This window comes from Streptomyces sp. NRRL F-5123 (assembly GCF_000721495.1).
Taxonomy (GTDB): domain Bacteria; phylum Actinomycetota; class Actinomycetes; order Streptomycetales; family Streptomycetaceae; genus Actinacidiphila.
Map to the genome: position 1 here is coordinate 20,900 of NZ_JOHY01000067.1, position 13,862 is coordinate 34,761.

A 13,862-nucleotide genomic window follows, 5' to 3' on the forward strand; every position below is an offset into this window, starting at 1 on the left:
GCTACGGCAGGTAGTACATCGGGTTGGGCAGCTTGTAGGACTTGTCGGCGTGGCCGCCGGACAGGTCGCTGTACTGGTCGCCGAAGTTGCCGATGATGTCGTAGCCCAGCGACTCGATGTGGGCCCGCGTCCCGGACTTGTAGTCGATCGTGGTGCAGGTCGCGCCGCACGCCAGGTACGCGGGCGGGTTCGCGGCGTTCTTCAGGTACAGGTGCGCGGTGTCGGGAGCCGCGGTGTAGCCGACCGCGGTCAGGTTCCGTACGGTGTCGGCGCGCTGCGCCTCCGGGCGGCCGGTGATCCAGAAGACCGTCACGCCCTGGTCGGCGGCCCAGTTGGCGAGGGTGTCCATGCCGAAGACCGGCGGCATGTCCTTGGTGTCCAGGTAGGCCTGGTTGCTCGCCGGGCTGTAGGCGAAGCCGACCTCCAGCTCGTAGTTGTACGTGAGCACACTGGTGTCGTCGACGTCGAGCACGATCGCGGGCTTCTTGCCGTCCTTGCCGTCCTTGCCGTGCTTCAGCGCGTGCGCGAGGTCCGACTTGGCCTTGGCCTCGATGCCGGCGAGCTGGCGGGCGTAGTTGCTGTCCGCGGAGGCGTAGTGCTCGCTGCCCACGGTGGTGTCGCCGTAGTAGGCCTTGATGTCGTTGACGACGTTCGTGAGGTTGGGGATCTCCTTGTCGCTGCGCGGCACCGAGGGGTCCGCGGTGGCGGCTCCGACGCCGTAGAAGGCGGCGCCCAGGGTGGCCGCGGCTGCGGCGAGCGCCAGCGAACGGCGGGACGGACGGACGAGGGGCATGGCGGTGCTCCTTCAACGGTGGTCAATGCGCGGCAAGTTAGACCCCCCGTTCCCGGCAGGTCAAGGACGGTCTACGCGCGTATCGTCACAGCGCAGGTCAGATGGTGTTTCCCTGATGTTTCCTCATGCGCCTTCCGGGGCCCGGCCGCCGGTACGGGCCCGGTCCGCGTCTCAGCGGCCCGCCGCGGCGAGGATGCGGGCGGCGGCCGCGGGGGAGTCCACCAGCGGGTGCAGGGCGAGGGCGCGCAGCGCGGCCGTACGGGAGCCGCTCAGCGCCGCCTCGATCGCCGCCCGCTCCACCGCCTTGACGGCCAGCATCAGGCCCGCCTGGTGCTCGTCCGGCGGCGCGACGGGCAGCGGGTGCGCCCCGGCGGCGTCCACCGCGCAGGGCACCTCCACGACGGCGTCGGCGTCCAGGAAGGGCAGCGCTTCGCCCGAGCGGACGTTGAGGATCAGCACCGCCCGCTCGTCCCGCGCGACGGCCCGCATGAGCGCGAGCGCGACCCGGTCGTAGCCGCCGCCGTCCAGGTCGTGCGGGTCGCGCTGCCAACCGCCGCTCGCCGCCCGGGAGTCGGCCCCGTAGGTCTCCTCGCGCTCGCGCCGGGTGGCCTCCCACAGCGCGTGCGCGCGGCCCGGCTCGCGGTCGGCAGCCGCGAAGAACGCGCCCTGCTGCCGGTCCAGGAACTCCCCGCGGGTCTCCTGCGCGGCGCGCACCGCGGCGAGCGTCTCGCGGCGGAAGTAGTAGTAGTGCAGGTATTCGTTGGGCAGCGCGCCCAGCGCGGCGAGGAAGTCGGGGCCGAAGAGCCGCCCCTCCTCGAAGCCGCCGAGCGCCGCCGGGTCGGCGAGCAGTCCGGGCAGCAGGTCGCGGCCCCCGGAGGTCAGGCGGCGCAGCCAGCCCAGGTGGTTGAGGCCGACGTAGTCGTAGCCGAAGCCGGGCGCGTCCGGGTCGGCGCCCGCCGCGCGCGCCGCGCGCCGCACCAGGCCCACGGGCGAATCGCAGATGCCGACGACCCGGTCGCCCAGCACCCGCGCCATCGCCTCGGTCACCATGCCCGCGGGGTTGGTGAAGTTGATCACCAGGGCGTCCGGCGCGAGCGCCCGTACGCGCTCGGCGATCCGTACCGCGACCGGCAGTGTGCGCAGCCCGTAGAGGACGCCGCCCGCGCCCACCGTTTCCTGGCCGAGCACGCCCTCGGCGAGCGGCAGCCGCTCGTCGCGCACCCGGCCCGCGGTGCCGCCCACGCGGATCGCGGAGAAGACGAAGTCCGCGCCGCGCACCGCGTCGTCCAGCCCGTCCGCGAGGCGTACGGCGGGCCCGCCCGCGTCCGCCCCGGCGATCACGGCGGCGACGACCCGCAGCCGCAGCGGGTCCTCGTCGTACAGCACGACCTCGTCGATCAGGCCGTCGCCCGCGAGCGCCCGGTGCACCAGCGGCACCCGGAAGCCCCCGCCGCCCAGAATCGTGAGCTTCACCCGTACTCCGTTCCCGCGATGCTCGTCACTGTCAGTGGTATCGGGCACAGTGTGTTCCATGCACGACCAGCCCGTTCTCGATCCGCTCGGCGCGCTGCGCGCCGCGGGGGACCCGGCGACCGATGTCTACCTCACCGGCACCGTCTTCCTCGACATCATCTTCACCGGCCTGGACAGCGCGCCCGTGCGGGGCACGGAGTCGTGGGCCCGCGGCATGGGCTCCAGCCCCGGCGGCGTGGCGAACATGGCCACCGCCCTGGCCCGGCTGGGCCTGCGCACGACGCTCGCCGCCGCCTTCGGCGACGACATGTACGGCGACTACTGCTGGGAGAGCCTCTCCCAGGGCGAGGGCATCGACCTGGGGCCCTCCCGCCGCATCCCCGGCTGGCATTCGCCGGTGACGGTGTCGATGGCGTACGAGGGCGAGCGCACCATGGTCAGCCACGGCCACCGGGCTCCGCCGCCCGAGCAGGAGCCGGTGCCCGCGTGCCCGCCGCCCGCACGGGCCGCGGTCGCCTCGCTGGGGCAGCGCGAGCGGGCCTCCGACGAGGCGCCCGCGCCCGACCCGGACCGCGAGTGGGTCGCCCGCGCGGCCGCGTCCGGCACGGAGGTCTTCGCGGACGTCGGGTGGGACGACACCGGCCGCTGGGATCCGGCGGATCTGGCCGAGCTGCGGCATTGCGCGGCCTTCCTGCCGAACGCCGAGGAGGCCATGCGCTACACCCGCACCGCGAGCCCGCGCGCCGCCGCGTACCGGCTCGCGGAGCTGGTGCCGCTGGCCGTCGTCACGCTCGGTGCCGAGGGCGCGGTCGCGGTGGACTCCGGCAGCGGCGAGACGGCGGAGGTGCCCGCGCTGATCGTGGACGCGCTGGATCCGACCGGCGCCGGGGACGTCTTCGTGGCCGCCTTCGTCACCGGCAGCCTCGCGGGCTGGCCGCTGCGGGACCGGCTGGCGTTCGGCTCGCTGTGCGCCGCGCTGTCCGTCCAGGAGTTCGGCGGCTCGCTGTCCGCGCCGGGCTGGACGGAGGTCGCCGCGTGGTGGACGCGGGCCAAGGCGGACCCGGGCACCCCGGGCGAGGCCCTGCGCCGCTACGCCTTCCTGGACGAGCTGATCCCGCCCGCCCCGCGCCGCTGGCCGCTGCCCCGGGCGGTGCCGACGATCGGCTTCCGCCGCGCGTGAGCCCTGCGGTGCCGCCGTGGTGCCGCCGTGGTGCGGCCGCGGGTCCGCCGCGGGTCCGCCGTGGTGCCGCAGAGGGTCCGCCGCCAGTCCCCCGCCGGTCCGCCGCGGGTCGCCGCGGGTCGCCGATGACAACGGCAAATCCCCTCGGCGCCCGACGCCCCACGTCGTAGGCTTGGGACACAAGGCCTTAACCGGGCTCCTCGATCAGCAGAAAGCGGGATGAGCAGGCCCTAGCGCCGGCCCATGACTCAGACACCGACAAAGCAGCAGCCGCAGCCGCAGCCGGCGCGCGCCCACTTCGTCGTACCGGCCAAGCACCCCATGGTGACCGTCCTGGGATCTGGCGACGCTCTCCTCCGCGTGATCGAGCAGGCCTTCCCGGCCGTCGACATCCACGTGCGGGGGAACGAGATCAACGCCGTCGGCGACGCCGCCGAGGTCGCTCTCGTGCAGCGGCTGTTCGACGAGATGATGCTCGTCCTGCGCACCGGCCAGCCGATGACCGAGGACGCCGTGGAGCGCTCCATCGCGATGCTCCGCGCCAACGGCACCGCCGCCGACGAGGACGCCGAGACCCCGGCCCAGGTGCTCACCCAGAACATCCTGTCCAGCCGCGGCCGCACGATCCGCCCCAAGACGCTCAACCAGAAGCGCTACGTGGACGCGATCGACAAGCACACCGTCGTCTTCGGCATCGGCCCGGCCGGTACGGGCAAGACCTACCTGGCGATGGCGAAGGCCGTCCAGGCCCTCCAGTCCAAGCAGGTCAACCGCATCATCCTGACCCGCCCCGCGGTCGAGGCCGGCGAGCGCCTGGGCTTCCTGCCCGGCACCCTCTACGAGAAGATCGACCCCTACCTGCGCCCGCTCTACGACGCCCTGCACGACATGCTGGACCCCGACTCGATCCCCCGCCTGATGGCGGCCGGCACGATCGAGGTCGCCCCGCTGGCATATATGCGCGGCCGCACGCTCAACGACGCCTTCATCATCCTGGACGAGGCGCAGAACACCAGCGCCGAGCAGATGAAGATGTTCCTGACCCGGCTCGGCTTCGACTCCAAGATCGTCATCACCGGTGACGTCACCCAGGTCGACCTGCCGAGCGGCACCAAGAGCGGCCTGCGCCAGGTGCAGGACATCCTCGCGGACGTCGACGACGTCCACTTCGCACGGCTGACCAGCACCGACGTGGTGCGGCACAAGCTGGTCGGGCGGATCGTGGACGCGTACGAGCGGTACGACAACGCGCTCGCCGCGGCCGAAGCGGGCGACCCCGCGAACGGCGGCCGTACCGCACGGCCCAAGAGAAAGTAGCCGGACCACACCATCATGGCGATCGACGTCAACAACGAGTCCGGCTGGGAGATCGACGAGCAGGCGGTCCTCGACGCCGCACGCTACGCGCTCGGCCGGATGCGCATCCACCCGCTGTCGGAGCTTTCGGTGATCCTGGTGGACGCCGACGCGATGGAGCAGCTGCACGTCCAGTGGATGGACCTGCCCGGCCCCACCGATGTCATGTCCTTCCCGATGGACGAGCTGCGGCCCGGCAAGGAGGACGAGGAGCCCGCGCAGGGGCTGCTCGGCGACATCGTGCTGTGCCCGGAGGTCGCCAAGAAGCAGGGCGACGAGGCGCCGACCGGGCACAGCATGGACGAGGAGCTGCAGCTGCTCACCGTGCACGGGGTGCTGCACCTGCTCGGGTACGACCACGAGGAGCCCGAGGACAAGGCCGAGATGTTCGGCCTGCAGAAGGCGATCCTGGACGGCTGGCGGGCCGAGCGCGGCATGACGGGTCCCTCGCCCGCGCCCACCACCCACTGACGCGGGGGCACGGCTACCGCACGTGGACGCCTCATGATCGTCTCCGCCGTCCTGCTCGTCATCGTCGCCTGGCTCGCGGCCTGCGCCGAGACCGCGCTCGCCAGGATCTCCCGCTTCCGCGCCGAGGACGCGGTCCGCTCCGGCCGCCGGGGAGCCGCCAACCTGCTCGCGGTCGCCTCCGACCCGACCCGCTACCTCAACGTCGCGCTGCTGGTGCGGGTCGGCTGCGAGACCGCGGCGGCCGTGCTCATCACGGTCGTCTGCTACCGCGCCTTCACCAGCACCTGGGAGGTGCTGGCCGTCGCGATCGGCGTCATGGTGCTGGTGTCGTACGTCGCGGTGGGCGTCTCGCCGCGCACCATCGGCCGCCAGCACCCCATGAACACCGCGACCGCCGCCTCGTACGTGCTGCTGCCGCTGGCCCGCGTCATGGGCCCGGTGCCCGGGCTGCTGATCCTGCTCGGCAACGCGCTGACGCCCGGCAGGGGCTTCAAACGCGGCCCGTTCGCGAGCGAGGCGGAGCTGCGCGCGCTCGTCGACCTCGCCGAGTCCGAGTCGCTCATCGAGGACGACGAGCGCCGTATGGTGCACTCCGTCTTCGAGCTGGGCGACACCATCGTGCGCGAGGTGATGGTGCCGCGCCCCGAGCTGGTGATGATCGAGCGCTTCAAGACCATCCGGCAGGCCACCACGCTGGCGCTGCGCAGCGGCTTCTCCCGCATCCCGGTCACCGGCGAGAGCGAGGACGACGTCGTCGGCTTCGTCTACCTCAAGGACCTCGCCCGGCGCACCCACATCAACCGCGCGGCCGAGAGCGAGCCGGTCACGAGCGTGCTGCGCCCGGCGGCCTTCGTGCCGGACACCAAGAACGCCGGTGACCTGCTGCGCGAGATGCAGCGCGACCGCAACCACGTCGCGGTCGTCGTCGACGAGTACGGCGGCACCGCGGGCATCGTCACGATCGAGGACATCCTGGAGGAGATCGTCGGCGAGATCACCGACGAGTACGACCAGGAGACCCCGCCGGTCGAGGAGCTGGGGGAGGGCCGCTACCGGGTCACCGCGCGGCTCGACATCGGCGACCTGGGCGAGCTCTACGGCGTGCCGCTGGACGACGACGACGTCGAGACCGTCGGCGGCCTGCTGGCCAAGTCCCTCGGCCGCGTCCCGATCCCGGGCGCCACGGTGGTCGTCCCCCTCCCCGAGGACGGCTCGGGCGAGCGCCCCGCGGTCGCCCTGCGGCTGACCGCGGAGACCCAGGCGGGCCGCCGCAACCGCATCGGCACGGTGCTGGTGGAGCCGCTGACGGCGGAGCCGGATGCCCCGGAGGGCGGTCCGGAGCAGTGAGCCCCGGGCCCGGGGAGCCTGCCGGACCCGGGGGTCGCGAGACGGGTGGGTCTCAGGGGGTGAAGGTGCCGAGCATGCCCAGCAGGTTGGCGCCGGCGTCGTGGATCGAGCCCGCGAGGCTGGTGTCGGCCAGGTAGAAGCCGAGGGCTCCGCAGGCGAGGGCGTGGGTGGGCTTGAGCGCGCTCTTGCGGGTGAGGAAGACCGTGGCGGCGGCGAGCGCGAGGACGACGGGCAGGTGCAGAAGCATGCGATCACCTCGGGCACTTCGGATCGGCACTGCCCTGCCAGGCTAGGCGGGGGTTGCCGGGCGCGCATGTGCGGTCACGCAGCGCAATCCACAGGGGAGAAGTGCGGGGTGCGGGCGACGCCCTATGATCGCGCGTATGAGCGATCAGCAGCAGGCAGCCGAGCTGTCGGACCCGGAAGACCGCAAGCTCGTCACCCTCGCCCGCTCGGCCCGGGCGCGCAACGGGGTGGCCGAGGGCGCCGCGGTGCGTGACGAGACGGGGCGTACGTACGTGGCGGGCACCGTCGCGCTGGAGTCGCTGCGGCTGAGCGCGCTGCAGACGGCGGTCGCGATGGCCGTCGCGAGCGGCGCGAAGTCGCTGGAGGCGGCCGCGGTCGTGACGGAGGCGGAGGCGGCGTCCGACGCCGACCGCGCCGCCGTCCGCGACCTGGGCGGCCCCGCCGTCCCGGTCATCACGGCGGCGCCGGACGGCTCGATACGCGCGCAGGTCGTTGCGGGCTGAGCCGGGTGGGCGGCAGCGGCGGGGCCGGAACGGGCGGGAGCGGACTCAGAGGGCGTCGGGGCCGAACTCACCGGTTCTGACGCGGACGGCCGTGTCGACGGGCACCGACCACACCTTGCCGTCACCGATCTTGCCGGTGCGGGCCGCCGCGACGACCGCCGCGATGACCGCGTCCGCGTCGGCGTCCTCGACCAGCACCTCGACACGGGCCTTCGGCACCAGGTCCACGCGGTATTCGGCCCCCCGGTAGACCTCGGTGTGGCCGCGCTGCCTGCCGTAGCCGCTCGCCTCGGTCACGGTCATGCCCTGCACGCCCATCTCCTGCAGGGCGGTCTTCACGTCGTCGAGCTTGTACGGCTTGATGACGGCGGTGACCAGCTTCATCCCAAGGGGCTCCTGTCGTGCGCGGCCTGCGCGGCGGCGGCGTGCCCGGCGGCGGCGCCGTGCGACGTACCGTGCGTGAGTACGCCGTGATCGTAGGCGGTCTCGGCGTGCACGGTCAGGTCCAGGCCCCTCCTCTCGTGCTCCTCGCTCGCCCGGAAGCCCAGCAGCCGGTCGATGCCCTTGCCGATCGCGTACGTGACGGCGAAGGCGTACGTCCCGACCGCCCCGATCGCCGCGAGCTGGCGGCCCAGCTGTGCCAGGCCGCCGCCGTAGAAGAGCCCCTCGGGGCCGCCGGTCATGGTCTCGGTGGCCAGCAGGCCGATGAGGGCGGTGCCGACCACGCCGCCCATGAGGTGGACGCCCACGACGTCCAGCGAGTCGTCCACGCCCCAGCGGAATTTCCAGCTCACCGCGTACGAGCACAGCACGCCCGCCGCGAGGCCGACGAGCGCGGCGCCGGGGACGTCCACGCTGCCGCAGGACGGGGTGATCGCCACCAGGCCCGCGATCGAACCGGAGGCGGCGCCCAGCGTCGTGGCGTGCCCGTCGCGCCGCTTCTCGACGGCAAGCCAGCCCAGCAGGCCCGCGCAGCCCGCGGTCTGGGTGTTGAGGAAGGCCGCGCCCGCCATGCCGTTGGCGCCCAGCGCGGATCCGGCGTTGAAGCCGAACCAGCCGAACCACAGCAGCCCGGCGCCCAGCAGCACCAGCGGCAGGTTGTGCGGCCGCATCGCGTCCTTGCGGAAGCCCAGCCGCGGCCCCAGCACGATCGCCAGCGCCAGCCCGGAGGCACCCGAGCACACCTCCACGACCGTGCCGCCCGCGTAGTCCAGGGCGTGCAGCTTCGCGACGACCCAGCCCCCGTCGGCGAACACCCAGTGCGCCACGGGGACGTATACGGCCAGTGTCCACACCGGCACGAAGACCATCCAGGCCCCGAACCGCGCCCGGTCGGCGACCGCCCCGCTGATCAGCGCGGCCGTGATCACCGCGAAGGTCATCTGGAAGGTCGCGAAGAGCAGCGTCGGCACGTGGCCGTGCATCGCGGTGGGCCCGATGCCGTGCATGCCCAGGTTCTTCAGGTTGCCGATGAGGCCGAGCCCGCCCGCGTCCTGCCCGAAGGCCAGCGTGTATCCGGCCAGCAGCCACACCACCGTGACCAGGGCGATGGAGACGAAGCTCATCATCAGCATGTTGAGGACGCTCTTGCTGCGGACCATGCCGCCGTAGAAGAGCGCGAGGCCGGGCGTCATGAGCAGCACCAGGGCGGTGGCGGCCAGCAGCCACGCGGTGTCGGCGGCGTTCACGGCCGCCTGGCCGGAGGGGCCGGAGGACAGCAGCAGCACGGTCGGGGTCCTTCCACGGGCGGATATACGGAAGCGTCACGGGCGCGCGTTTCCGGATGTGGGCGTGGGTGTTTCCGCTGTGTTTCGTGTTGCGTACGCATTACGCCATCCTCACGAGAGGTAGGCGTGCGAGCGCTGTGGGCTCCCGTCCGCACGGACCCGCGCCATCGGGGAGAATGAGGCCCATGAGCGCTCGCACCCCTGCCACCGGCCCCGCCCACCGGTCCGGCTTCGCCTGCTTCGTGGGCCGCCCCAACGCCGGAAAGTCCACCCTCACGAACGCTCTGGTCGGCCAGAAGGTGGCGATCACCTCCAACCGGCCGCAGACCACCCGGCACACCGTGCGCGGCATCGTCCACCGGCCCGAGGCCCAGCTCGTGCTGGTCGACACCCCCGGCCTGCACAAGCCCCGCACGCTGCTCGGCGAGCGCCTCAACGACGTCGTCCGCAGCACCTGGGCCGAGGTGGACGTCATCGGCTTCTGCCTGCCCGCCGACCAGAAGCTCGGCCCCGGCGACACGTACATCGCGCGCGAGCTGGCCGAGGTCCGCAAGACGCCCAAGGTCGCGGTGGTCACCAAGACCGACCTGGTCGACTCCAAGGCCCTCGCCGGGCAGCTGCTGGCCGTCGACAAGCTCGGCCGCGAGCTGGGGATCGAGTGGGCGGAGATCGTGCCCGTCTCGGCGGTCTCCGGCGAGCAGGTGGGCCTGCTCGCGGACCTGCTGATCCCGCTGCTCCCCGAGGGCCCCGCCCTCTACCCCGAGGGCGACCTCACCGACGAGCCCGAGCTGGTCATGGTCGCCGAGCTCATCCGCGAGGCCGCGCTCGAAGGCGTACGCGACGAGTTGCCGCACTCCATCGCCGTCGTCGTCGAGGAGATGGCCCCCCGCGAGGGCCGCCCCGCCGACCGCCCCCTCGTCGACATCCACGCCAACCTCTACATCGAGCGGCCCTCCCAGAAGGGCATCATCATCGGCCCCAAGGGCGCCCGCCTGAAGGAGGTCGGCATGAAGTCCCGGCACCACATCGAGGCGCTCCTCGGCACGCCGGTCTTCCTCGACCTCCACGTCAAGGTCGCGAAGGACTGGCAGCGCGACCCGAAGCAGCTGCGCCGCCTGGGCTTCTGAGGCAGCTCAGCGGTTGGGCAGGAAGAACGGGCCCGCGCCCTTGAGGGTGCGGTGGATGGGGGCCGTCTCCGTGCGGCGGACGCCGGGGAGGGCCGCCACCGGGCCGGTGAGGTAGCGGTAGAGCGAGGGCGCGTCCCGGCACAGCAGACACGCGTACACGTTGGCCGTCCCCGTCGTCGCCGCCGCGAAGGCCACCTGCGTGTGGTCGGCGAGCGCCGCGCCCACCGCGGCGAGGTGGGCCGGTTCCACCTCCAGCCACAGGGCGGTCTGCAGCTCCCGCGGATGCAGGCCGGGGCCGAAGTCGAGGTCGAAGTAGAGCACGCCGGACGCGCGCAGCTCGGCCATGCGGCGGCGGACCGTGGTGGGCGACCAGCCGGTGGCGGCCGCCAGCTCCGCCGCGGGGGTGCGGCCGTCGTGCGCGAGGAGTTCCAGCAGCCGCCGGTCGCCCTCGTCGAGGACGGCCGGTTCCGTGGTGTCCGCGGGCGGCGGCGGGCGCAGGGCCGCCACCTGGCCGGGCGTGAGCGGTCCGAGCCTGCCGTAGGGGCTGAGGTCGCCGCCGAAGAAGACGTGCAGCAGGGCGTGCGCGGTGACCTGCACCACCCGGGGGGTGCGCGGCAGTTTGTTGAGCAGCAGCGCGTGCGGATCCTCCGCCGGGTCGGAGACATGGGTCAGGCAGCCGATCTCGGTGCCCCCGGAGAGCAGGCTCACCCAGCGGGTGTCGGTACGCCGGGCCAGCGCGTCCCCGATCTGCTGGGCCGCGTCCGGTGTGCAGCGCACCCGCACGAACCAGGGCGTGAGCCCCATCCGCAGCGGTTCGGTCAGCCCGAGCACCCGCAGGCCCGCCGTCTCCCGCAGCCGGGCGTGGCGGCGGGCGACCGTCTGGTCGGAGACGCCCAGCACCTCGCCGATGCGCCGGAAGGACGCCCGGCCGTCGAGCTGCAGCGCCTGCGTCACCTGCTGGTCGAGGGGGTCGAGGTCGTGGAGCGGACTCCACGGTGTGTCGGATTCCACGCCAGGATCGTAGTACGTGTCGGATTCCGCCGTCCGGGCCGGATCGGGCGCGGATTCCGCGTATCGGGACCGCACGCTGGGACAGTCACCTGAAGGCGCCCGATTCGGCCGCCCCGCGGTGTCACCACGTGAGCACCTGAACCGTCACACCAGAGCACCGAGAACCCTCAGCATCTCGAGCACCCCCAGAAACGGAGCCCCGTCCATGCGCAAGTGGCTGCCCCTCACGGCTGTCTGCCTGGGCGCCTTCATCCTGCTGGTCGACGTCACGATCGTGAACGTCGCGCTGCCGCGGATGGCGTCCGACCTCGACGCGCCCTTCTCCTCCCTGCAATGGGTGGTGGACGTGTACGCCCTCGCCCTGGCCGCGCTGCTGCTGGTGGCCGGATCGCTGGGCGACCTCTTCGGGCACCGGCGGCTGTACGCGGCCGGGCTCGTCCTCTTCGCCGCGGCCTCGCTCGGCGCGGCCCTGTCGCCGAACGCGGCGGCGCTGATCACCGCGCGGGGCGTACAGGGCATCGGCGGGGCGGCGATGTTCGCGACCTCGGCCGCCCTGGTGGCCTCCAGCTACCAGGGGCGTGACCGCGGGGTCGCGTTCGGTGTGTGGGGCGCGGTCAACGGAGCCGCCGCCGCGGCCGGGCCGATCCTGGGCGGGCTGCTCACCCAGGGCTTCGGCTGGCAGGCGATCTTCCTGGTCAACCTGCCCATCGCGGCGGTCGCCGTCCTCATCACCCTGCGGGCGCTGCCCGCGGGCGGCGGCCGCGGCACCGGCCGCCTGGACCTGCCGGGAGCCGCGGCCTTCACGCTGGCCGTGGCCGCGGTCACCTACGCCCTGATCCGGGGCGGGGACGCGGGCTGGACGGACGGGCTGACGCTCGGCGCCTTCGCGGCGGCCGCGGTCGCCGCCGCGGGCTTCGTGGCGATCGAGGCGCGCTCGGCCCATCCGATGATCGACCTGGCGCTGCTGCGCCGCCCCGGCTTCAGCGGCCTGCTCGCGGGCGGCCTGCTCTACCAGGCGGCGGCCTTCAGCGGCTTCGTCTACTTCTCCCTGTGGCTGCAGAACGTGCTGGGCCTCAGCCCGATCCGCGGCGGCCTGGCGATGATGCCGATGGCCGCCACCGCCTTCGTGGTCGCGGCCGTCGCCGGGCGCGTGATGCACCGCTTCCCCGCGCGGCTGCCGATCGGGGTGGGCCTGGTGATCATCGGCGCGGGCTGCGGCCTGCTGGCGCTGACCGTGCACACCTCGTCGGGCGCGGCCTCGCTGGCCGCCGGGTTCGCGGTGACCGGGGTGGGGGTCGGCCTGACCACGCCGGTGCTGGCCGCGGCCGCGGTGGACGCGGTGCCGCCGCACCGCGCGGGCATGGCGGGCGGGGCGCTGAACACCGCGCGCCAGCTCGGTATGACGCTGGGTGTCGCCGTCTTCGGCGCGGTCTTCACCGCCCGGCTGCGCCACGTCACCGGCCACGGCGGCTCCACGCACGCGGCGTACGCGGCGGCCCTGGACCGTATCTCGGTGTGGGCGGCGGTCGCGGGCCTGCTCGGCGGCCTGCTGGTGCTGGCGCTGGTCAGGCCGTCGCGCTCCGGCGACAAGGTGGTGGCAGCACCCTCCGGCGCCCCCGCGCCCGAACCCGCGGGCCGCTGAGGAACCAGGTCCTTTCCTCGCCTTTCCTCGCCTTTCCTTTCCGTCCTCAATTCCGCGTGACCGCGGTCACAAGGACCGCCGCAATTCGCTCACGTCCGGCGCCCCCGTTCTCACTCGCGGTGAGAGCGGGGGCGCCCCCTTGTGACGTCCTCGACGGGACGTGCGTCACATACTAAGCCGCTTAGAGAACCTCGGCCGCCGTATCGCACAGAATACCGGCCTTGTGAAAGCGTCCTACGAACGCACCCCGTAGTGCGGGTCTTTGACCGGCGGATCGCCGCCCCCTAACAATTCAGGGGTCCCGCTACGGAAGAGGTAATTTCTCCATGCAGCTCCCCACGATCCCGAAGAAGCTCCCGTCGTTCGCGAAGTTCAACCAGATGTCGAAGAAGCACAAGATCACCGCAGCCGGCGCTGTCGCCGCCGCAGCGGTCGTGCTGACCGTCACCGGGCTGGAAGCGACCGCCGGAGCCGGTTCGGCGACCGCGGCGGGCGACCCGACCGGGTTCTCCGTCTCCACCGGTACGCCCACCAAGGAACTGGGTGCGCAGACCGGTATGGCGTCGCAGAAGGCCATGGACGACTCCGCGCAGCAGAAGACGGCCAAGGCCGAGCAGGCGAAGAAGGAGGCCGCGGACGCGGCCGCCGAGAAGAAGGCCGCCGCCCGGGCGAACGAGCGCGCGAAGGCCGAGGCCGCCGCGAACCGCTCGCACCAGCGCGCCGACGTCGTGAAGAAGAGCGCCACCAAGGCCGCGCCGAAGAAGAGCGCGACCGTGCACAAGAAGAGCGCGACCGCCTCCAAGCCGGCCGCGAAGCACTACGCGAACAACCTCGACGGCTGGATCCGCGAGTCGCTCGACATCATGCACAAGAAGGGGATCCCCGGTACGTACGAGGGAATCCACCGCAACATCATCCGCGAGTCCAGCGGTGACCCCAAGGCGATCAACCTGTGGGACATCAACGCCCGCAACGGCATTCCCTCG

At 72.9% G+C, this 13,862-nt stretch carries 14 protein-coding genes; 8 read left to right on the forward strand and 6 right to left on the reverse strand.

Annotation, left to right across the window (positions count from 1 at the left end; genetic code table 11):
- Window position 1: 1 nt before the first annotated feature.
- Both IH54_RS0133810 and IH54_RS0133815 read right to left on the reverse strand, forming a co-directional pair.
- Window positions 2–793, reverse strand: coding sequence for an HAD family acid phosphatase (locus tag IH54_RS0133810; protein ID WP_031524402.1), 792 nt, complete (start codon window positions 791–793; stop codon window positions 2–4).
- Window positions 794–964: 171 nt separating this feature from the next.
- The gene (locus IH54_RS0133815; RefSeq protein WP_031524405.1) at window positions 965–2,266 is read right to left on the reverse strand and encodes a 6-phospho-beta-glucosidase; all 1,302 of its coding nucleotides are present in this window, start codon (window positions 2,264–2,266) and stop codon (window positions 965–967) included.
- A 58-nt stretch (window positions 2,267–2,324) separates the two neighbouring features.
- Between IH54_RS0133815 and IH54_RS0133820 the strand changes: the two genes are divergently transcribed.
- The 4 genes from IH54_RS0133820 to IH54_RS0133835 all read left to right on the forward strand — a co-directional run bounded on the left by IH54_RS0133820 (window position 2,325) and on the right by IH54_RS0133835 (window position 6,620).
- The gene (locus tag IH54_RS0133820; protein WP_031524408.1) at window positions 2,325–3,446 is read left to right on the forward strand and encodes a PfkB family carbohydrate kinase; all 1,122 of its coding nucleotides are present in this window, start codon (window positions 2,325–2,327) and stop codon (window positions 3,444–3,446) included.
- Window positions 3,447–3,689: 243 nt separating this feature from the next.
- Entirely contained in the window at window positions 3,690–4,763 is a 1,074-nt protein-coding gene (locus tag IH54_RS0133825) for a PhoH family protein (protein WP_052398168.1), read from the forward strand.
- A 15-nt stretch (window positions 4,764–4,778) separates the two neighbouring features.
- A complete protein-coding gene (gene ybeY / locus IH54_RS0133830; protein WP_031524413.1) occupies window positions 4,779–5,273 on the forward strand; it encodes an rRNA maturation RNase YbeY in 495 nt (164 codons plus the stop codon).
- A 33-nt stretch (window positions 5,274–5,306) separates the two neighbouring features.
- Window positions 5,307–6,620: a hemolysin family protein gene (locus IH54_RS0133835; RefSeq protein ID WP_031524415.1), complete on the forward strand. Its 1,314-nt coding sequence runs from the start codon at window positions 5,307–5,309 to the stop codon at window positions 6,618–6,620.
- 52 nt (window positions 6,621–6,672) lie between these two features.
- Here IH54_RS0133835 and IH54_RS0133840 read toward each other — a convergent pair whose 3' ends face one another.
- Window positions 6,673–6,867 (reverse strand): hypothetical protein, encoded by a 195-nt coding sequence (locus IH54_RS0133840; RefSeq protein ID WP_031524417.1) that lies wholly within the window; start codon window positions 6,865–6,867, stop codon window positions 6,673–6,675.
- A 124-nt stretch (window positions 6,868–6,991) separates the two neighbouring features.
- On the opposite strand from IH54_RS0133840, the gene IH54_RS0133845 reads away from it, so the two are divergent.
- Complete coding sequence (locus IH54_RS0133845; protein ID WP_107060332.1) at window positions 6,992–7,369, forward strand: cytidine deaminase; 378 nt, start codon at window positions 6,992–6,994, stop codon at window positions 7,367–7,369.
- Window positions 7,370–7,414: 45 nt separating this feature from the next.
- Here the strand turns inward: IH54_RS0133845 and IH54_RS0133850 are convergent, their stop codons facing one another.
- Window positions 7,415–7,753: a P-II family nitrogen regulator gene (locus IH54_RS0133850; protein WP_031524421.1), complete on the reverse strand. Its 339-nt coding sequence runs from the start codon at window positions 7,751–7,753 to the stop codon at window positions 7,415–7,417.
- Window positions 7,750–9,093 carry an ammonium transporter gene (locus IH54_RS0133855; RefSeq protein ID WP_052398170.1) on the reverse strand — a complete coding sequence of 448 codons (1,344 nt, stop codon included), beginning with the start codon at window positions 9,091–9,093 and terminating at the stop codon, window positions 7,750–7,752. The genes IH54_RS0133850 and IH54_RS0133855 overlap by 4 nt, the downstream gene beginning before the upstream one ends.
- 188 nt (window positions 9,094–9,281) lie before the next feature.
- Here IH54_RS0133855 and era point away from each other — a divergent pair, with 188 nt between their 5' ends.
- The gene (gene era / locus IH54_RS0133860; RefSeq protein ID WP_031524425.1) at window positions 9,282–10,223 is read left to right on the forward strand and encodes a GTPase Era; all 942 of its coding nucleotides are present in this window, start codon (window positions 9,282–9,284) and stop codon (window positions 10,221–10,223) included.
- Between the two features lie 6 nt (window positions 10,224–10,229).
- On the opposite strand, the gene IH54_RS0133865 is transcribed toward era, so the two are convergent.
- On the reverse strand, window positions 10,230–11,234 hold the full coding sequence (locus IH54_RS0133865) for an Lrp/AsnC family transcriptional regulator (protein ID WP_043183076.1): 1,005 nt from the start codon (window positions 11,232–11,234) through the stop codon (window positions 10,230–10,232).
- Window positions 11,235–11,439: 205 nt separating this feature from the next.
- On the opposite strand from IH54_RS0133865, the gene IH54_RS0133870 reads away from it, so the two are divergent.
- Window positions 11,440–12,876: an MFS transporter gene (locus tag IH54_RS0133870; protein ID WP_078862737.1), complete on the forward strand. Its 1,437-nt coding sequence runs from the start codon at window positions 11,440–11,442 to the stop codon at window positions 12,874–12,876.
- Between the two features lie 326 nt (window positions 12,877–13,202).
- Window positions 13,203–13,862 (forward strand): hypothetical protein (locus IH54_RS40590; protein ID WP_052398169.1); only part of this gene is annotated, 660 nt, incomplete at its 3' end.